Origin of the sequence: Allomuricauda sp. XS_ASV26, from assembly GCF_041224615.1 — a bacterium.
In the GTDB taxonomy this organism is placed as follows: Bacteria; Bacteroidota; Bacteroidia; order Flavobacteriales; family Flavobacteriaceae; genus Flagellimonas; species Flagellimonas alginolytica.
Window position 1 is genome coordinate 775,616 of record NZ_JBGFGK010000033.1, and the last position, 18,838, is coordinate 794,453.

Genomic DNA, 18,838 nt, shown 5'->3' on the forward strand with positions numbered 1-18,838 from the left:
TTTAAATAGAATTAAAATTTATATTTAAGGGTTAGCCCAATGTTAACCCCAAGATTATACTCTCTTATTACAATGTCCCCTAAATCGGTTCCTTCTCTTATCAAAGAAATATCCGGGTCCAAAATGTTTTTTGCTGAAAGATTGGCTTCAAAGTGTTCTCCGAAGGAATTTTGCCAAACAAAATTTAAAGTAGGAACCGCTTTTTCAACAATGTTGCCCAAACTACCTGCTCCTAAAGAGAAAATACGATCGGAAAAATAGGAAAAGGCCACTGTGGCTTTAGGCCTATAGTTACCAAATGTAGGACTGTAGTTTAGGTCGGCGTTAATAATAAAAGGGGATGCTCCTTCAAGTTCATCGGAATCTCTGTCAAACGAGGTTCCGAAGGTATTCTCTGTACCAGCGGGAATATCTTTTAAATCTTGCTCGGTGTGTGTGTACGCCGCATTCAACCCCATGGAAACAATGGCATTGTCATCACTGTCCATTAAAAGGTTTTTTCTAGCTTCCAGTTCAACACCGTAGATATCTGCTTGTTCTCCAGTTCTAAAATAACGTTGCGTTCCGGTTGCGTCGGCAGCAACAACTCGGTTTACTGGGTCTTTAATGGTTTTTGCAAAAGCAGCAATGGAAATTATTTCCCCTCTTTCCAAGAACCATTCATATTTAACATCATAGTTATAAATATCGGAATAGGTAGGGCCATTTCCATCCAGACCACCCAAAAGGTCGGGATTACCTCCAACCCTTTGTGTCACCGATTCGTACACAAATGGAGCAACTTCCTTAAATTCTGGGAAAGATGCGGTCTTGCTAAATCCAGCCCTAAGATTTGAATTTTCGGTAAGTGCATATTTTACATTTATACTAGGTAAAAAGATGTTTTCATAAACTTCTCTAAAACCTGGATCTACCGGACTTATGTTGATAACATCGTATTTTACCTTTTGACTGAAAGATTCTATTCTTATACCAGGTACAATACTGAACTTGTCGGTAACACCCAATTCGGCCGTTGTGTAGAATGCATGGATGCCTTGATTTCCTTTATATGTGTTTTCTGGCAATCCAGGTCGGTTGGTGTTGCCTATTTCGTTAGTGATCGGGTTAAGAACTATAGTGTTCCAAAGACCTTCTCCAGCAGGGATATTGATATTTTCTACGTTAAATATGGAATTGAGATTGTTTACATCTGTAATGGGAGTATTGTCCCTGTTTACAATATCATATCCATAACGGGTACTATTGAACCTACGCTCCTTTCTTCTTCCGTTATAGCCAAAGTTAAGTTTTACCTTGTCTGAAACTTTATAGCCTAAGTTCATAAAGCTATTTAGCTCGTTTTCGTCTATGCTTTGGAAAAAGCGTTGGTTGTCGAAAGGAATGTTGGTATAGAAAACAGGGTTGGTGCTATCATCATTGTCCAAGGCAAACTGATAGTTTTCCAGGGTGATACGCTTTCTGTCCGGTTCATCAGAAAAAACTTTGTTGAAACCAACTCCCCAATCTAGGCTCAATTTGTCGTCAAAAAGGTGTTGACCGGTCAATTGGTTTACGAAGATCATATCTTGGTTGAATTGAACGTTCATTACGTAGAACCCTTGGTCTGTGTCCAAAATGGCATCTCGGTTGGTGCCCTGTCCATTTACTCCGTAGTATCCTACCCTGTCGGCAGCACTGTTTACGAACAAAGAACTGAACTTGAGTTTATTTTCCGTATTAATGCGATAAGTTACGTTTGCCAGAGCAGTTGTTGTAGTTTTGTAAGCATACTCACGAACGTTGGGGAAATCCACTTTTAGTACATTTGTGAAGTCTCTTGCGGGTCCCTCCCAAATTTCAAATCCATTGGAAAAACTAGCTGTTCCAAAAAAGCTCAATCGGGATTTATCGTTGTTAAAATCGAAGGAGTAACCTCCCTCGATAGCTCCGCTTAGGTTAATTGGTTCCCATGCAGACTCAGGGTCCACACCATGGGATAGAACTACCGCGAACGGGTCATTGTCATACCTGTTGTAAAAACCAAAGTCACTTGTTCCCTCGCTCTTAAAAAATTCTTCGCCAGCAGCATTGGAATTGATTCCGCCACCAAGAGAAACTTCAAGGTATCCATCGCCAGTGTATTCTTTTGAGTCGATATTTACATTTCCAGCAGCAAAATCACCATAAAAAGTTGGGCTATAAGCCTTGCTTACCGAAACATTTTCGATAATACTGGAACCGAACAGGTCTAAGTTGATATTCTTTTTTTCTACATCATTCGACGGAAGCGCGAGACCGTTCATTGTAGTGTTTTGGTAACGATCGCCCAATCCTCTTACATAAACATTGCTGGAACCTTGTTGTTTGGATATTCCGGAAATTTGTGCAACGGCCGCAGCGGCGTCATCAATACCTTTTAATGTCAGTGCCTCCGCGCTAATGGCTTCTTGCATTACCAAAGCATTTTTCTGCTGTAGAAGAAGGGCTATTTCTGAATCTTTTCTGGCAGTAGTGGTAACAACGACTTCATCTAAACCTACGCTACTGGCACCAAGGCCTGCATTTATTTCTGTAACTTTTCCAGCTTCGACCAGAACATTTGGTATTTCCAAGGTCTCGTACCCTAAAAAGCTAAATACCAGAGTATAGGTTCCTGGCTCAACATCAGCTATTTGAAAAAGACCATCAAAATCCGAAGTGGTACCCATGGTAGTTCCTTTTATCAGTACATTGGCAAAAGGTAGAGGGTCATCGTTAAGTTCCTTGTCCGTAAGTTTCCCCACAACGCTACCGTTCTGTTGTGCGGATAGCGAAAAGGTAAATAAGGACAGGGCCAATATTAAATATGTTTTCATGCTCTACTGTGTAGGATTAATTTTGGGGCAAAGAAACAGGGAGGGTGTAAAAGCCGTGTTAGAGGTATGTTAAGTGTTTATTTCAGTTGTGTTACAATAAGGTTACCAGATTAAATGAACGTTAAGCATTTATCCCGTAAGTGTATTATCTTTACATTTGAGCGTTTAACACAGAAATACCAACCCATGAACAACAAGGATATTAAGATTCTATTGGTTGACGATGAGCCCGATATATTGGAAATTATTGGGTATAACCTTTCGGCCGAAGGATATGAGGTCTTTACCGCAAAAAACGGCGTCGAGGGCGTGGCCAAGGCCAAAAAGAAAAACCCGCATCTGATCATTATGGATGTGATGATGCCAGAGATGGATGGTATTGAAGCATGCGAAGTTATCCGAAGTACTCCCGGTCTGGACAATACCATAATTACATTCCTTACAGCTCGTGGCGAGGACTACTCCCAAATGGCCGGTTTTGATGCTGGAGCCGACGATTACATTACCAAGCCAATAAAGCCCAAAGTCTTGGTAAGCAAGGTAAAAGCTTTGTTAAGAAGGTTAAAGGACGAGAAAAAAGAAGTAGAGGATATAGTTAAGGTCGGTGATATCGTCATCAATAGGGAAGAATATAAAATTGTGAAGGCCGGAGAGGAAATGGTACTGCCAAGAAAGGAATTTGAACTACTCTCCCTACTTACCTCCAAACCCAACAAAGTGTTTAAGCGCGAGGTTATTTTGGATAAAGTTTGGGGCAACGAGGTAGTTGTGGGCGGGCGCACCATAGATGTACATATTAGAAAACTACGCGAAAAAATCGGCGACGATCACTTTAAGACTGTAAAAGGTGTGGGGTATAAGTTTGTACTCTAATGGCTATAAAGCTTAAAAAGTCATATAAATTTGCTTTAAGGTCTTCCCTGGTCATAACTTTCTTGATTACGGTCCTTTTTGTTGCATTCCATAACGATTTCGGGGATATGCCCTGGCCAAATGTAGTGCTGTTTGCTTTTATAAGTTTTATCATTTGCTTTACCATTATCCAGATCAGGGTGGAACGTTTTATCTATCGTAGAATAAAAAAAATATACGATGATGTGTCGCTACTTGAGTCGTCTACCTTTTCTTCCAAACCGGTTACCACCGATATGAGGACCTTGGTCCAAGAAATCGAAAAATTTGCCGAAGGAAAGAAGATTGAGATCGACACCCTTAAAATTAGGGAAGAGTACCGAAAAGATTTTTTAGGCAATGTTTCCCACGAACTAAAAACACCACTTTTTACAGTGCAAGGCTATATTCTGACCTTGCTCGATGGGGCAATGAACGACAAGAAACTTCGTAAAAAGTATCTACAACGTGCCAACAAAGGGGTTGAACGGCTTATTTACATAGTAAAAGACCTCGATTTGATCACCAAGCTCGAAGCTGGAGAACTTAAACTGGAGCGAGAGGATTTTGATATTATAGAGCTTATTCAAAATACGTTCGATCTCTTGGAAATGAGGGCGGCCAAAAAAGAGGTGTCCTTAACCTTTGATATGAATTATCCCAATCCCATCTACGTGAATGGGGATAAGGAGAAAATACAACAGGTAATGAGCAATTTGTTGGTCAATGCCATTAAATATGGATTGCCCAAAGGAACGGCCGAGGTAAGTGTGGAAGATTTGATTAAGAACAAGGTTATCGTAAGGGTGACGGACAATGGTGCCGGAATCCCAAAACAGCATATACCTCGTTTATTCGAACGCTTTTATCGTGTAGATCAAAGTGGAAGCCGTTCGGAAGGAGGGTCCGGTCTCGGATTGGCCATAGTAAAGCATATTGTGGAGGCCCATGGTGAGAAAATCTATGTGGAGAGCGAAGTGGATGTCGGTTCCGAGTTTTCATTCACCTTGGAAAAAACTTCCGCAGCGACAAAAACACCGAACAAAGAAGAAAAATCCACCATCGGTTCAAACTGATTCAGCCCTTTATAATCCACCACTTTGGATAGGTCGTCTAAAATAAAGTCTTCTTGGGTGCTAAAGGGGACCAAGCCTTGTTTTTGCATACGTTTCGCCAAATATTCCTGCTCGTACTGGCCCGGTGTTGGAATAAAAAATGCTTTTTTCTCCAATTTTGCCAAATCCATAACCGTAGTGTACCCAGATCGGCAAAGAACCTTTTTGCTTTGGTTCAGCGCATTCTCCAGCTCATCCGATTTCATAAAGTTGAATAAGGTTATTTTTCCATGGGGCGAATGTATTTCTTCGGATGTCTGTTCCTCTTCGATCTTACCTTTCACAAATAGGATATGGCCCTTGAACCCATTTAGCTCCTTGAGTAACTTTTCTTCCAAAAGGGTGCGTTGTGGTTCGGGACCGGAGAGCAGGACCATTAAATCGTAGATAATGGGGAGTTCCTTTTTTTCAAATCGGCTTAATGGGCCCAAATATGCAATATTCAGCTTCGTCTTTTTTAAATGCCCCAACTTTCCGGTTAAATTAGGTTTTCCCTTTACATCGGGCACCCAGCATTCATCAAACTTTTTAATGATTTTTTGATGGGCCTTGGAGCTCATCCATGTTGTGTTCCCCGAGAGTACATTGAGCTGGTGAGTAATAAAAACGCAAGGCACTTTTTTGTAATAAGCACCAAGACGATTGTCGGAAATAATGCCATCCAGCCCATACTCTTTTACCAAGCGTTTTACCGCTTTCTTTTCCTTGGCCATTGCTTTAAGCACTTTGGGGGAATCCCAGATCATTTTTATCTTAAAATGCTTTCCTTTTTCCGCATAAGATATTTTGTAAGATGGCAAATCAAAAACCGGTAAATGGGGAAACTCCTTTTTAAGGAGCGCCAAGGCAACGCCGTCCGAAGCAATGAAAGGTTGATGTCCGTGCTTTAATAGCTCATGAATAATAGGTATGCATCTCGTGGCATGTCCCAGACCCCAATTTAATGGAGCGACCAGAATGCGTTTGGAAGAATTCATAACAACAAAAAAACAAAATGCGAATTGCTTTTAGATTTCCTTAGTTTTGCCAAATCATTAATTTTTTGCGCAATTCGATACCAAAGTGGGAAGTAAAAATAAACTCAAGAGGTTCAAGGAGAACGAAACATTTGCCAATGTGGTGCAGCCCACACGAGAAGATGTTTTGGCCGGGTTTAAGCATAAGGGCCAATGGGCCTCCTTTTTCGGCAACAACAATCCCATAGTTTTGGAGTTGGGTTGTGGAAAAGGGGAATACACTATAGGTCTTGCCCAAATGGACCCTGACAGGAATTACATTGGCATCGATATTAAAGGAGCGCGATTTTGGCGTGGGGCCAAAACAGCCATTGAGCAAAACCTGGGTAACGTGGCCTTTTTGCGTACACAGATTGAGTTGGTGGACCATTTGTTCGACGAAGGAGAAGTGAGCGAAATCTGGATTACGTTTCCCGACCCACAGATCAAGTACAAGCGAACAAAGCATAGGATGACAAACCCTGTGTTTTTAGAACGCTATAAAAAAGTACTGAGGCCGGGAGGGGTAATTAATCTTAAAACCGACAGCGAGTACATGCACGGGTATACCCTTGGCCTATTACAGGGCTTGGGCCACGAAATACTCTATGCCAACCACGATGTGTATAAAAATGAAGGAGCACCATCCGAAGTTCTGGAAATTCAGACTTTCTACGAAAATCAGTATCTTGAAAACGGAAAACCAATCACATATATCCAATTTAGGATCAACTGATCAATGACCCACGTACTCATCCTCTTTTTTGCCACATTTTCGGCAGCCTTTATGGCTACCGTACCCCCGGGCTTGCTGAATATGAATGCAGCTAAGGTGAGTGTGGAAAAAGGAAAGCTCAATGGGGTTATTTTCAGTTTGGGTGTATCCAGCACCATTATGGTTCAGGCCTATATTGCAGTGTACATATCAAAATTTCTGTACCGCAATCCGCAGGTGATCGATATTCTTTTTAAAATTGCCGTTGCGGTCTTTGCCTTTTTTGCCATTTACTTTTTTGTGATGGCTAAACGGAACAAGACCAAATCCCAGCAGGGCATAAAGGAAGTAAATCTAAGTAAAAAGAATAGTTTTTTTAAGGGCGTTCTCTTGGCGGCCCTTAATTTGTTGACCATTCCCTATTATAGTGGTTTAAATGCCATGTGGAACGAGGCGGGTTGGATAAAGTTCAAGGCCGAGGACATTACCACCTTTGTAGTAGCGGCGGGCGCGGGTACATTTTCTGTACTATATCTGTATACTTTTTATTTTGATAAAATGGAAACAAAGACCAACCGTTTTTCCAAAAATTCCAATTATATTTTGAGTGCCCTAATGCTCTTATTGTTGATCATTACCCTAATTCGTATTATGTACCGCTAGTATGGAGGAAATAAGCTTCTTTGACAAAGTTTACGAAGTAGCCAAACAGATACCTTATGGCAGGGTGACATCCTATGGGGCCATAGCCAAATATTTGGGAGCTGCCCGTAGTGCCAGAATGGTAGGTTGGGCCATGAACAATTCCCATACTAAAGATGTTCCAGCACATCGGGTAGTCAACCGATCGGGCATATTAACGGGCAAGCACCATTTTGATGGAAGTAATATGATGCAACAATTGTTGGAAAACGAGGGCATCTCGGTCAAGGACAACCAAGTTGTCGATTTTCAGAAATACTTTTGGGATCCCGTAGTGGAATTATGATCAATATCCCGGGGGGTGCATTTCTTCAAACGAAGTGTTGTCCTGAAAAGCTTTTGCCAATAATAGAATACTTTCCTCATCGTACAAGTTCCCCACGAAGGTCATACTGGTAGGATGATTTTTTTTATCCAATCCGGTTGGCACTGCAATTACAGGGTGCCCTGTTAAATTTGTGGCCAAAAGTTGATCGTTTCCAAATGAAGGGGAAATCAAAACGTCGTAATTCTTCATTAAATCCTGCATTTTTTGGATAAGCACCTGTCTTTGCCTGTTGGCCTGAATGTACTCCACAGCAGGGATAAACCTGCTTTGTCTCAGGGAATTGGCGCGTGATCGCCGGTCCTGTTCAACCATAGTGTCCACTCCTCCAGAACGTACAAGTTCATCAAAAAAAGCACCGGCTTCTGCCCTCAGAATAATATCGAATCCTCGATAAGGAATATCCTTGGGCATTTCTACAGCGGTAGGTTCAATACCAAGATCCTTTAGCGATTTTAAGGCGTTTCTTAAATTGTCGCCAGAATCAGTAGTATCTTTTTCAATATCTTTTTTTAAATAGGCCACCCTCAAACTTTTGATGTCTCTTTTCCAATCCACACCAAAGGGCAGGTCTATGGTGGTCAGGTCATTTTTGTCCTTTCCTTGAATCGCTTCAAAAACAATTGCGCAATCTTCGGCATTTCTTCCCAAAGGCCCAACTTTGTCCATTGACCAGCTTAGGCTCATAACACCATGCCGGCTCACCCTGCCGTATGTAGGGCGCAGGCCTGTGACCCCATTCCGTGTGCTCGGGGAGGTAATGGAGCCCAAAGTTTCCGTGCCCAAGGCAAAAGGAACAAGCCCAGCAGATGTAGCAGAACCTGACCCTGCCGAAGACCCACTGGCTCCTTGGGTAGTGTCCCAAGGATTTTTTGTTTTGCCATCGAACCAAACATCGCCACGGGCCAAAGCTCCGGATACAAGTTTGGCCACTAAAATGGCTCCGGCATCCTCAAGTTTTTGAATTACGGTGGCGGTCTCATCAATAATTTGATTCTTATAGGGTGCTGCGCCCCATGTGGTAGGGTAACCGGGAACGGACATTAAATCTTTGGTTCCATAAGGGATACCGTGCAGGATGCCCCTATACTTGCCATTTTTTATCTCTTCGTCAGCTTTTTTGGCCTGTTCAAGCGCCAAACTTTCGGTAATGGTAATGGTACACTGCAAAGCAGGTTGATACTTTTTTAATCGCTCCAAAAAAAATGTGGTGAGCTCGGTCGAGGTTATTTTCTGATTTTTGATCAATGAGGCCAATTGAGGAATAGTGTAAAAGGCCAGCAGATCATAAGGTTTAGGGATTTCTACATTGTCGGGAATAATCCATTGGCTGCCATTTTGCTGCTTTGGCATGGTAAAATCAAAAGGAGTGGGGTCAAAGCGCACGGCAGGAAATACATCATTGCCCAAAGAATATTTGCGCAAGGAATCGAACCCGCTTCGATTTCTTTTAAGATAGGGGTAAAGTGTGTCGATCGCTCTATCGGAGAACTTCAGTCCGATCAATTTCTCGGATTTCTTTACGTCTCGTTTAGTGAAGGAATTTTTATGGGTTGAGCAAGAGATCCAAAACAGAGAAATAACCAAAAGGGCGAACAGGGTAACTTTGTTTTTTGGTAGCATGTTGGTCGAGTTAGTTGGATTATTGCTTCTAAACTACAGTTTTTCGGAAAATTGCACATAATAATCTATATTTTTTATGAAGGGATTGCGTTGTTGCCAGTATGTAAAAAGTAAAAACCCATTTATTTTGAAATTCAACAGTACTACTTCTTAATCTAACCCCAACACCGTATCTTTGTAGTTTAGAACCAGTTCAAACAATTGGTCAATAAATTATTAGGTTTCATGAAGTTGAAAAAAGCAGATATTCTAAGAGCATTGGAAAAAATATCCGCCCCGGGTGAAGGCCAAAATATGGTCGAGAGCGGTTCGGTGAAGAATGTTCAGGTATTCGGTGATGAGGTAGAAGTGGATGTAACCATAAAGAATCCTAGTCTTCAGGCCAGAAAGAAGACCGAAGTGGAGATTTTGAAAATCATCCATAGTGAAGTTTATGAAAAGGCGAAGATCAAGGTCAACCTAAAGGTTGATGCCCCTGCAAAACCGAAAGTGAATCAGATAAAAGGAAATCCCATTCCGGGAATTCAGAATATTATAGCCGTTGCATCTGGTAAGGGAGGTGTTGGAAAGTCAACTGTTACTGCTAATTTGGCCGTAACCTTGGCCAAAATGGGCTTTAAGGTGGGATTGCTGGATACCGATATCTACGGCCCGTCCATGCCCATTATGTTCGATGTGGCCACGGAGAAACCTTTGTCCATAAATGTGGAGGGCAAGGCTAAAATGAAGCCTATCGAAAATTATGGCGTAAAGCTACTTTCCATCGGATTTTTTACAGAACCCAACCAAGCTGTGATTTGGAGGGGGCCTATGGCAGCAAAAGCATTGAACCAAATGATTTTTGATGCGCATTGGGGAGAGTTGGACTTCTTGTTATTGGATTTGCCTCCAGGAACGGGAGATATCCATTTAAGCATTATGCAATCCCTACCGGTAACCGGGGCAGTGGTAGTGAGTACCCCTCAGGAAATTGCATTGGCCGATGCCAGAAAAGGTGTGGCCATGTTCCAGCAAGAAGCGATAAATGTGCCCGTATTGGGAATCGTGGAGAATATGGCGTATTTTACACCTGCTGAACTGCCGGACAACAAGTACCACATATTTGGTGAGAACGGAGCAAAAAACCTTTCGGAAGATCTAAATGTACCGTTCTTGGGAGAGATTCCGTTGGTGCAGAGCATCAGGGAGGCTGGAGATGTGGGAAGGCCGGCTGCTTTACAGACCGCGACCCCTACCGAAGAAGCCTTTGAGGAACTGACCAAGAACGTGGTTCAGGAGATGGTGAGAAGAAATACCGATCTTCCCCCTACCGAAGCAATTAAGATTACAACAATGGCCGGTTGTTCCGCCGTTAAAAAGAAATGAGCATGGCAACAATGACATCAGAAGAAACAAAAAGCAATGTAGTAAAAGCATTGGATGAAATACGTCCGTTTTTACAAAGTGATGGCGGGGATATTACTTTGGTCTCCATTGAGGACAATATTGTTACGGTGCGATTGGAAGGAAATTGCATTGGTTGCAGTGTAAATCAAATGACCCTAAAGAGCGGAGTGGAAATGACCATAAAAAAGTACGCTCCCCAGATTGAGAAAGTGGTCAACATCACCTAACTGATAAAAATCATTATTCCTTTTTTGGGCAAGTAGTAAGTTGCATGCCAAAAATTCTAGTTTATGATCAAAACCGATATTCTGATAATTGGGGCGGGACCTACGGGTCTCTTTGCTGTTTTTGAAGCAGGCCTGTTACAACTCAAATGTCACTTAATAGATGCATTGCCACAACCGGGAGGGCAATGTGCCGAGATATACCCCAAAAAACCCATTTACGACATCCCAGGATATCCAGAAGTGCTCGCTGGGGAATTGGTGGACAATTTAATGGAACAGATCAAACCGTTCCAACCTGGATTCACCTTGGGAGAACGCGCCGAGACCATCGAAAAATTGGACGATGGCTCTTTTATCGTTACCACCAATAAAGGAACTAAACACCATGCGCCCATAGTTGCCATTGCAGGCGGACTGGGAAGCTTTGAACCAAGAAAACCGTTATTGGAGAACTTGACCAAGTATGAGGACAATGGAGTGTCCTACATGATCAAGGAACCTGAGGTCTATCGAGATAAAAAGGTATTGATTGCCGGGGGAGGAGACTCTGCGTTGGATTGGTCCATTTTTTTGGCAGACGTGGCCAAAGAGGTTACGTTGGTGCACCGAAGAAATGAATTTAGAGGAGCATTGGATTCTGTTGAGAAAGTTCAGCAGCTCAAGAACGAAGGAAAAATCAATCTGATTACACCCGCAGAAGTAATTGCCTTAAAAGGTGAAGATGAATTGGAGCGAGTAACGGTAAAAAATACCGGAACCGCCGAAGAAATAGAAGTTGACGTTGATACTTTTATTCCTTTATTCGGACTTTCGCCCAAGTTGGGGCCAATTGCCAATTGGGGATTGGAAATCGAAAAAAACGCGATAAAGGTCGACAATACCTACGATTATCAAACAAATATTCCTGGAATTTATGCCATTGGGGACGTTAATACCTATCCTGGCAAATTAAAACTTATCCTTTGTGGATTTCACGAGGCTACCTTGATGTGCCAAAGTGCCTATCAAAAAATATTCCCGGATAAAAAATATGTAATGAAATATACCACCGTAGGAGGTGTTACGGGATTTGACGGAAGCAAGAAAGAAGCACCAAAAGCCGTAGTAAAAGCTATTGACTAAGAATAAATTAAATTTAAATCGTTAAGAAAACCACCTGTAATGGTTTTTAAATAGGTATGAGCGATATCAAATTAAAAATAGTAGACCGGGACGGCAAACTGCACGAGGTGGATGCCCCAACAGATATGAACATGAACCTAATGGAAGTTGTGCGTTCGTACGAACTTGCTCCAGAGGGTACCATAGGAATATGCGGTGGAATGGCCATGTGTGCCTCTTGCCAGTGCTATGTGAAATCCGATCACCAGCTTCCTGAAAAAACAGATGATGAGGAGGCGATGTTGGCCGAGGCTTTTTTTGTAAAGGACAATAGCCGTTTAGGCTGCCAAATTCATATTACCGACGATTTGGATGGTCTGGAGGTGGAGTTGGCACCGGAAGAAGGCTAATGGAACTTTCTCTTAAAAGCCCAGGTTCCAGTAAAAAGCAAAAACTTTATCTTTAGTCCTTCTGGTAATTAAAAACATGGGAAGGACATTATTATACGGGTTACTTTTTCTACTGTCCATAAGTAGCCCTGCTCAAAAAAAAGTCCCTATTTTAACCGAAATAGTTACGGACAATGCCAAGATTTTTACAGAATCCGAGCTCGATGTGCTACGCACAAAACTCTATCAATTTGAATCGGAGACGACCAATCAATTAGTGATTTTTACGATTAATGAGCTTGGTAATGAGACTATTGAGCAATATGCACTCAATGTCTTTAACCAAAATAAGCTGGGGCAGGCGGGCAAGGACAATGGTATTCTGATTCTTTTTTCAAAACTGGATAGGGAAGTTAGGATAGAGGTGGGCTATGGATTAGAATCATATATTACCGATGCGGTGGCCTCGAGGATTATTAGAAATACCATGATCCCCAAATTTAAGGAAGAGGACTTTTTTTCAGGTTTGGACCTGGCAACGGACCAGATTATCAAGTTTCTTTTAGATCCCGGGGCATTGGAAGAGTTTAAGGAGGAAATGGATTTCGAAGAGGCAGCACCCTGGTGGCTTTACGGGGTTATTGGATTGTTTTTGATGGTCTTTGTTGCCGCAGGAGGATTTGTTTTTTATAAAGGCTATAGTACATTTCTGGAAATCCTAAGAGGTATGTTCATTGGAAAACTAGCTATTTTCCGTGGAGTTTTTATGGCCTTATTTATGGGAATGCCTGTAATTTTTGGCTTGGTATTTATGGGGATGCCCCTCTTTTTCATGGGTTTACTTTTTGGCTTGGAAGACCAAATGAACGCCATGGTGGAGGATTTAACCTGGATATTTTGGGGACTTATCCTTTTTATCCTGACAACAATTGCATTGGTGATCGTAAAGATCAAAAGAAAGGGCGATGAAGAAATAAAGGTGTCGTTTTTTAAATCGGATAAGGATTATATGAGCAAGACATTTTCGTCCACCGGAACCCATTCCTTTGGTTCTGGGTCCGGGAGTAGTTCGTCGGGCGGTTTTTCCGGAGGTGGCGGGAGTTCTGGTGGAGGTGGTGCCAGTGGGAGTTGGTAATTGTAGCCGATTTAATGTATTTTCACAAAACTAACTAAACTCTTCTTCCGATATGAGAATTACTATCCTTGTAGTGCTAATGTTATTTTTTTCTTGTGCAGAACCACCTAGGACCGAGGTACAAGAATGGGAGTCCCAAGCCGAAAATATTACAATTATACGAGATGACTTTGGAGTGCCCCACGTTTATGGAAAAACAGATGCAGACGCCGTTTTTGGATTGTTGTATGCACAATGCGAGGATGATTTTAACCGTGTAGAACAAAATTATATCTGGGCCACGGGTCGCTTGGCGGAAGTCGAAGGTGAAGATGCATTGTACAGTGATCTTAGGGCCAGACTTTTTATGACCGAAGAAGAAGCAAAGGAAAACTATAATAACAGTCCAGAGTGGTTACAAGAACTTTGTGACGCCTTTGCGGATGGAATCAATTATTATTTACATACTCACCCAGAGGTAAAACCCAAGTTGCTTACTCGTTTTGAACCATGGATGCCCATGTATTTTAGTGAAGGTTCCATTGGTGGCGATATTGAGCGGATATCTACCCGTAAAATCAAAAGTTTTTACGAAAGTGGCATGGAATTGCCGGAGATGGAAGCATTACAAATCAAAAAAGAAGAGGAAATGGCCGAGCCACAGGGATCCAACGGCATAGCCATTGCAGGAGACCTGACCGAGTCCGGTAACGCCATGTTGTTGATCAATCCGCATACTTCATTTTATTTTAGGGGAGAGGTGCACGTAGTAAGCGAAGAAGGGTTGAATGCCTATGGTGCTGTTACCTGGGGTCAGTTTTTTGTGTATCAAGGATTCAATGAAAAAACAGGTTGGATGCACACCTCGACCTATACCGATGTAATGGATGAATTCAAGGAAACCATAGTTAAAAATAATGGTAAGCTATATTATCAATATGGGGAAGAATTGCGACCGGTTGATTCGAGTTCCGTAACACTAAAATATAAGGATGGGGAAACCTTAAAGGAGAGGACTTTTCCGATGTACCGAACTCACCATGGTCCTATTACCCATCAAGTGGGTAAACAATGGACGGCTTCGGCCATGATGTGGGAACCCGTAAAGGCATTGGAGCAATCCTATATCAGAACCAAACAGAATGGATACGATGGTTTTAGGCAAATGATGGATATCCGAACCAATTCATCCAACAATACTGTGTATGCCGACGCCGAGGGCAATATTGCCTATTTTCATGGCAACTTTGTGCCCAAACGCGATACCATTTTTGATTATACCGAGCCGGTGGACGGTAGTGATCCAAAAACAGATTGGCAAGGATTGCATACAGTGGATGAAAATATCTTGGTGTTGAACCCAGGGAACGGTTGGATTCAAAACTGTAACTCTACACCATACACTTCGGCTTTGGAATATAGTCCAAACCGTGAAGATTACCCAAAATATATGTCAAGGGACCAAGAGAACTTTAGGGGCATCCATGCCATCGAGCTGTTGACAGATGGTAGCGGATATACCTTGGACAGTCTAATCGAACTTGCGCACGACCCCTACCTGCCGGCTTTTAAAGCTTTGATTCCCGGTTTGGTGAAGGCCTTTGATCAAAACCCGATTTCTGAACTAAGAGAACCCATTGAGCTTTTACGAAAGTGGGATTATAAAACGTCAAAAGAATCGATTGCCATGACCTTGGCCCATTTTTATGGAACAATTTTTTGGAGGGAAGCGATAACCGGAAAAATGGAGAATCGCCCTTCACAGTTCGAATTATTTAACAACAATGAAGAATGGGTGTCCGCAGAGCGAAGGCTGGTGCTGTTCGAACAAGTGTTAGAAAAGCTTAAAAATGATTTTGGTTCATGGAAAACACCCTGGGGAGAGGTAAACCGATATCAACGTTTGAATGGTGATATCCGTCAACCATTTGATGACGAAAAACCAAGTATTCCCATTGGATTTGCCAGTGGTAGTTGGGGAGCATTGGCGGCATATGGAGCTCGCTATGATAACAACACAAAGAAAATCTACGGTACCCGGGGCAATAGTTTTGTAGCGGTAGTGGAGTTTGGTGAAAAGGTCAAAGCGAAGACCATGTTGGCCGGTGGCCAAAGTGGCGACCCGGATTCGCCACATTTTAATGATCAAGCACAACGCTATGCCGATATGGAATTTAAAGACGCGGCATTTTACAAGGAAGATGTATTAAATCGAGCTAAGGCCAACTATTCCCCGGGAGAAAAGCATTGACAATATTAGTCGTTGCCGTTTTCTACAGTGCTATCTTCTTCCTTTACAATGATCAAGCTGGCCCGAGAACCTGTGGAAAGGTTCCATCGGTTGTTGTGGATTACCACACCTTTATCATCGGTAACTAACACTTGTGCCGTATTGGGTCCAGAAGAACCTTGGTTGAGGGCCTCAAATTCGATTCGGTTAAAACCTTTCACCAAATCCAGGTTGATTCCTTTAAAGGAACCATCGAGCAATAGGTTATATTCGGCCACTTGGCCATTTACATAAATTTTAATGCGGTCCCCGTCCACATACTCGTGGTCCCGGGCAACAATGCCCACAAATTTTGCTGTAGTTTTAAAATCGCCCAAGTATTGGTCGCCAAAATGTTCGTTTGCACCTTTTTCCTTTTTTTCCATTACTTTGGGATCGATCACCATATCGTGCCCTGCTTGCAATAACTGTCTGTCGGGGAGCATTTTTACACCCGGTTTCTCATTTTTGGAAGTAAGGTTTTCGTCCAGTACAGAGGGCATTCGCAGTAAAGTACCTTGGTTGCTTGCCTTAACATCGAGTTTGTTGTTATCGCCAATCTTTAATGGTCGGGTGGTGGGCAAATCGCCCTGGGCGAACATTGGGAATGCCAAAAGCACAGTGCCCAACAAAACAAAAACTCTCTTTTTCATGGCAAGACAGGTAATAATGCAAATATAAATTTAGCAAATACCTTGCCACGAACATGATAAAATGGAGTTAAATCGTTAATCTGCAGGGTTGATGTTAATTTCTTTCTTTTATCCAAATAGGGGACGTAGTAAAGGTATGCTCAAAATAATAAGATCTTGCTTTATGGGGATTTGATCAAAAATAACGTTTACCTCATCCATTGAGCCGGCTTAAATTGTATCTTAACACAACTAAGAAAAAACAACAAATACCATTCTTTTTTAATCGACCCAACATCAAAATGAAAAAGCGACAATTCTTGCGCCATATTGGACAAGCGGCCATGGCAGCTCCATTACTGCCGCTCACCGTGGAGAACAATTATAAGAATACATTGCCCTACCCGGATAAAAATACCGAGGCTTTTTGGGAGAGGATCAGACAGGATTATAAGCTAAAGCCGGATTACATTAACTTGGAAAGTGGATATTATAATATAATCCCTATTCCTATTTTGGAAAAATTTACCCAGCATGTACAAAACGTAAATTTTGAAGGGTCGTATTATATGAGAACCGTGCAATGGGAAAATAAAAATAAGGCAGCGGCTCGGGTGGCCAAGTTGGTCAATTGTTCGGAAAAAGAATTGATTATTACCAGGAACACTACAGAATCCCTCGATATGATCATTGGGGGGTATCCTTGGAAAAAAGGTGACGAAGCTGTTTTTGCCGTGCAGGATTATGGTGCCATGCAGATTCATTTTCATCAGATGGAAGATCGTTATGGAATAGTATGCAAGAAAATATCCTTGCCCAATCATCCCGAATCCGACGAGGAAATAGTGTCCCTTTACGAATCCCAGATTACGCCTAGGACCAAATTGCTAATGGTATGCCATATGGTGAATGTAACCGGACAGATATTGCCCATTAAAAAGATTTGCGAAATGGCACATTCGCACGGGGTCGAGGTAATGGTGGACGGTGCCCATTGTGTGGGGCACATTAAGGTGGATATTTTGGATTTGGACTGTGATTATTATGGGGCCAGTTTGCATAAGTGGCTTGCTACCCCTCTAGGAGCAGGGATGTTGTACGTAAAAGAAAAACACATACCCAAAATATGGCCTTTATTGGCGGAACATGAGAAGGACCACACCAAGATCAGAAGACTTAACCATACTGGGACACATCCAGTACATACCGACCTTACCATCAACGATTCGGCAGATTATCTGGAAATGATAGGCCTGGAACGAAAGGAAGAACGCATGCGCTATCTTCAACGGTACTGGAGCGATCAATTGCGCCATGTGGAGAACGTGGTGATCAATACCCCGATAGAACCGCACCGAAGTTGTGGAATTGCCAATGTGGGCCTAAAACATATAAAACCAAGCGATATGGCCAAAATACTATTGGATGAATTTAATATTTGGACAGTGGCCATAGATTTTGAAAACGTTCACGGTTGCAGGATAACACCCAATGTATTTACCACGACGGCAGAGCTGGATCAATTTGTGGTGGCGGTCAAAAAGTTGGCGGAGCGGACCTAATTTTCTATATAATCTTTAAGTTTTTCAGGACCTTCCAATAATACCCTCACAATTTGAAGCGTACCATCTGGTCTGGTATCGATGTGCCATTTAATCAGTGAAATGGTTCCGTTTTCGATTTCGATGCCGGTTATGCTCCTCGGGTGAACACAGCTCCCATCGTTAAAAAAGGGTATTTGCCCAGGTTCCGGAAATCGCGGCCGATGTGTGTGCCCTGCCAATGTAACAAGTAGGTTTTTACTGAGAATCCATCGTTTGATTCGTTTTTCGATTCGGATGAGCTCTTTGTAATTTTTAGCGGGACTTGTTGGGTCGGCAATGCCCACAACTTGGAGAGGTTTCCACAAGATCCTGACCAAAAAGCGGCCAATACGCCAACAGACATAGTTCCACCAATCCGCTTGGTGTCCGTGGATACAAAAGATCTCTTGTTCCGTATCCTTATGTTTTAAGATCAAAGCTTCGTGATAAGTAATGCCCTCAAAAAGTTCTTTGTCCGAACCATCAATGGGCTCAAAATAGTGGGAGAGATTTTTTTCTACGTATTCGGGGTCCCGGTACACCATATCGTGGTTGCCCCAGAGCATGTGCAAGCGTTGCTCCAAATGGAACCTTCGCAAGAGTTGATACACGTTCTTGTGCGCTTCAAAAATGGAATCAAAGCTCAGGTTTTCCCAGAGTTCGTCACCATCGCCCAATTCTACATAACAAAAACCTTCGCGATAGTAATGGTTAAGGGCATGGAAGTATATATTTCGGTTATTGGCAAAATCATCGGCAAAGCTATTGTCGCCGCGATGACAATCGCTGAAAAAGATGAACTTGTCTTCCTCGCCGAACCAAATGGTCTTGGCATTTTTATAGGCACGGTTCAACCGGGATGAAGAGGACATGAAAATGTTTTTTGCTAAATATCCTTAAAAATGGTGATTTGTCCATAAAGATATCGATAAAA

Annotated in this window: 17 protein-coding genes; 12 read left to right on the forward strand and 5 right to left on the reverse strand. The window is 42.3% G+C overall.

All coding sequences use genetic code 11. The features are described 5' to 3' along the window. Positions 1-11 precede the first annotated feature (11 nt). Positions 12-2,837 carry a TonB-dependent receptor domain-containing protein gene (locus AB9K32_RS15615; RefSeq protein ID WP_369885697.1) on the reverse strand — a complete coding sequence of 942 codons (2,826 nt, stop codon included), beginning with the start codon at positions 2,835-2,837 and terminating at the stop codon, positions 12-14. Positions 2,838-3,023: 186 nt separating this feature from the next. On the opposite strand from AB9K32_RS15615, the gene AB9K32_RS15620 reads away from it, so the two are divergent. Next, positions 3,024-3,710, forward strand: coding sequence for a response regulator transcription factor (locus AB9K32_RS15620; RefSeq protein ID WP_224836271.1), 687 nt, complete (start codon positions 3,024-3,026; stop codon positions 3,708-3,710). Beyond that, the gene (locus AB9K32_RS15625) at positions 3,710-4,804 is read left to right on the forward strand and encodes an ATP-binding protein (protein WP_293298801.1); all 1,095 of its coding nucleotides are present in this window, start codon (positions 3,710-3,712) and stop codon (positions 4,802-4,804) included. Before AB9K32_RS15620 ends, AB9K32_RS15625 begins: the two co-directional genes overlap by 1 nt. Here AB9K32_RS15625 and AB9K32_RS15630 read toward each other — a convergent pair. After that, complete coding sequence (locus AB9K32_RS15630) at positions 4,690-5,820, reverse strand: glycosyltransferase (RefSeq protein ID WP_369885698.1); 1,131 nt, start codon at positions 5,818-5,820, stop codon at positions 4,690-4,692. The two genes, AB9K32_RS15625 and AB9K32_RS15630, sit on opposite strands and share 115 nt — an antisense overlap. Positions 5,821-5,905: 85 nt before the next feature. Here AB9K32_RS15630 and trmB point away from each other — a divergent pair, with 85 nt between their 5' ends. Genes trmB through AB9K32_RS15645 form a run of 3 tightly spaced genes read left to right on the forward strand, consistent with a single transcriptional unit; the run spans position 5,906 to position 7,541 of the window. Next, complete coding sequence (gene trmB / locus AB9K32_RS15635; protein ID WP_369885699.1) at positions 5,906-6,574, forward strand: tRNA (guanosine(46)-N7)-methyltransferase TrmB; 669 nt, start codon at positions 5,906-5,908, stop codon at positions 6,572-6,574. Between the two features lie 3 nt (positions 6,575-6,577). Further along, positions 6,578-7,216 (forward strand): LysE family transporter, encoded by a 639-nt coding sequence (locus tag AB9K32_RS15640; RefSeq protein WP_224836275.1) that lies wholly within the window; start codon positions 6,578-6,580, stop codon positions 7,214-7,216. A gap of 1 nt (position 7,217) precedes the next feature. Then, positions 7,218-7,541: an MGMT family protein gene (locus AB9K32_RS15645; RefSeq protein WP_369885700.1), complete on the forward strand. Its 324-nt coding sequence runs from the start codon at positions 7,218-7,220 to the stop codon at positions 7,539-7,541. Here AB9K32_RS15645 and AB9K32_RS15650 read toward each other — a convergent pair whose 3' ends face one another. Beyond that, entirely contained in the window at positions 7,542-9,203 is a 1,662-nt protein-coding gene (locus AB9K32_RS15650; protein ID WP_369885701.1) for an amidase, read from the reverse strand. A 225-nt stretch (positions 9,204-9,428) separates the two neighbouring features. Here AB9K32_RS15650 and AB9K32_RS15655 point away from each other — a divergent pair, with 225 nt between their 5' ends. From AB9K32_RS15655 to AB9K32_RS15680, 6 genes are all read left to right on the forward strand, one after another. Further along, positions 9,429-10,568: a P-loop NTPase gene (locus tag AB9K32_RS15655; protein WP_369885702.1), complete on the forward strand. Its 1,140-nt coding sequence runs from the start codon at positions 9,429-9,431 to the stop codon at positions 10,566-10,568. 11 nt (positions 10,569-10,579) lie between these two features. Beyond that, entirely contained in the window at positions 10,580-10,816 is a 237-nt protein-coding gene (locus tag AB9K32_RS15660) for a NifU family protein (protein ID WP_293299146.1), read from the forward strand. A gap of 63 nt (positions 10,817-10,879) precedes the next feature. Next, entirely contained in the window at positions 10,880-11,938 is a 1,059-nt protein-coding gene (locus AB9K32_RS15665) for an NAD(P)/FAD-dependent oxidoreductase (protein WP_369885703.1), read from the forward strand. A 56-nt stretch (positions 11,939-11,994) separates the two neighbouring features. Then, the gene (locus AB9K32_RS15670) at positions 11,995-12,327 is read left to right on the forward strand and encodes a 2Fe-2S iron-sulfur cluster-binding protein (RefSeq protein WP_252080740.1); all 333 of its coding nucleotides are present in this window, start codon (positions 11,995-11,997) and stop codon (positions 12,325-12,327) included. Between the two features lie 76 nt (positions 12,328-12,403). Then, positions 12,404-13,441, forward strand: a complete 1,038-nt coding sequence (locus AB9K32_RS15675) for a YgcG family protein (protein WP_369885704.1) — start codon at positions 12,404-12,406, stop codon at positions 13,439-13,441. A gap of 52 nt (positions 13,442-13,493) precedes the next feature. After that, on the forward strand, positions 13,494-15,671 hold the full coding sequence (locus AB9K32_RS15680; RefSeq protein ID WP_369885705.1) for an acylase: 2,178 nt from the start codon (positions 13,494-13,496) through the stop codon (positions 15,669-15,671). A 5-nt stretch (positions 15,672-15,676) separates the two neighbouring features. Here the strand turns inward: AB9K32_RS15680 and AB9K32_RS15685 are convergent, their stop codons facing one another. Further along, the gene (locus AB9K32_RS15685) at positions 15,677-16,342 is read right to left on the reverse strand and encodes a hypothetical protein (protein ID WP_224836283.1); all 666 of its coding nucleotides are present in this window, start codon (positions 16,340-16,342) and stop codon (positions 15,677-15,679) included. Positions 16,343-16,623: 281 nt separating this feature from the next. On the opposite strand from AB9K32_RS15685, the gene AB9K32_RS15690 reads away from it, so the two are divergent. Continuing rightward, positions 16,624-17,883: an aminotransferase class V-fold PLP-dependent enzyme gene (locus AB9K32_RS15690; protein WP_369885706.1), complete on the forward strand. Its 1,260-nt coding sequence runs from the start codon at positions 16,624-16,626 to the stop codon at positions 17,881-17,883. On the opposite strand, the gene AB9K32_RS15695 is transcribed toward AB9K32_RS15690, so the two are convergent. Then, complete coding sequence (locus tag AB9K32_RS15695; RefSeq protein ID WP_224836285.1) at positions 17,880-18,776, reverse strand: metallophosphoesterase; 897 nt, start codon at positions 18,774-18,776, stop codon at positions 17,880-17,882. The two genes, AB9K32_RS15690 and AB9K32_RS15695, sit on opposite strands and share 4 nt — an antisense overlap. Between the last annotated feature and the right edge of the window lie 62 nt (positions 18,777-18,838).

Bases quoted from the DNA above. Each gene is read 5' to 3' on its own strand.
- AB9K32_RS15615 (WP_369885697.1), bottom strand. From the start codon at position 2,837: ATGAAAACATATTTAATATTGGCCCTGTCCTTATTTACCTTTTCGCTA.
- AB9K32_RS15620 (WP_224836271.1), top strand. From the start codon at position 3,024: ATGAACAACAAGGATATTAAGATTCTATTGGTTGACGATGAGCCCGAT.
- AB9K32_RS15625 (WP_293298801.1), top strand. From the start codon at position 3,710: ATGGCTATAAAGCTTAAAAAGTCATATAAATTTGCTTTAAGGTCTTCC.
- AB9K32_RS15630 (WP_369885698.1), bottom strand. From the start codon at position 5,820: ATGAATTCTTCCAAACGCATTCTGGTCGCTCCATTAAATTGGGGTCTG.
- AB9K32_RS15640 (WP_224836275.1), top strand. From the start codon at position 6,578: ATGACCCACGTACTCATCCTCTTTTTTGCCACATTTTCGGCAGCCTTT.
- AB9K32_RS15645 (WP_369885700.1), top strand. From the start codon at position 7,218: ATGGAGGAAATAAGCTTCTTTGACAAAGTTTACGAAGTAGCCAAACAG.
- AB9K32_RS15650 (WP_369885701.1), bottom strand. From the start codon at position 9,203: ATGCTACCAAAAAACAAAGTTACCCTGTTCGCCCTTTTGGTTATTTCT.
- AB9K32_RS15655 (WP_369885702.1), top strand. From the start codon at position 9,429: ATGAAGTTGAAAAAAGCAGATATTCTAAGAGCATTGGAAAAAATATCC.
- AB9K32_RS15660 (WP_293299146.1), top strand. From the start codon at position 10,580: ATGACATCAGAAGAAACAAAAAGCAATGTAGTAAAAGCATTGGATGAA.
- AB9K32_RS15665 (WP_369885703.1), top strand. From the start codon at position 10,880: ATGATCAAAACCGATATTCTGATAATTGGGGCGGGACCTACGGGTCTC.
- AB9K32_RS15670 (WP_252080740.1), top strand. From the start codon at position 11,995: ATGAGCGATATCAAATTAAAAATAGTAGACCGGGACGGCAAACTGCAC.
- AB9K32_RS15675 (WP_369885704.1), top strand. From the start codon at position 12,404: ATGGGAAGGACATTATTATACGGGTTACTTTTTCTACTGTCCATAAGT.
- AB9K32_RS15680 (WP_369885705.1), top strand. From the start codon at position 13,494: ATGAGAATTACTATCCTTGTAGTGCTAATGTTATTTTTTTCTTGTGCA.
- AB9K32_RS15685 (WP_224836283.1), bottom strand. From the start codon at position 16,342: ATGAAAAAGAGAGTTTTTGTTTTGTTGGGCACTGTGCTTTTGGCATTC.
- AB9K32_RS15690 (WP_369885706.1), top strand. From the start codon at position 16,624: ATGAAAAAGCGACAATTCTTGCGCCATATTGGACAAGCGGCCATGGCA.
- AB9K32_RS15695 (WP_224836285.1), bottom strand. From the start codon at position 18,776: ATGTCCTCTTCATCCCGGTTGAACCGTGCCTATAAAAATGCCAAGACC.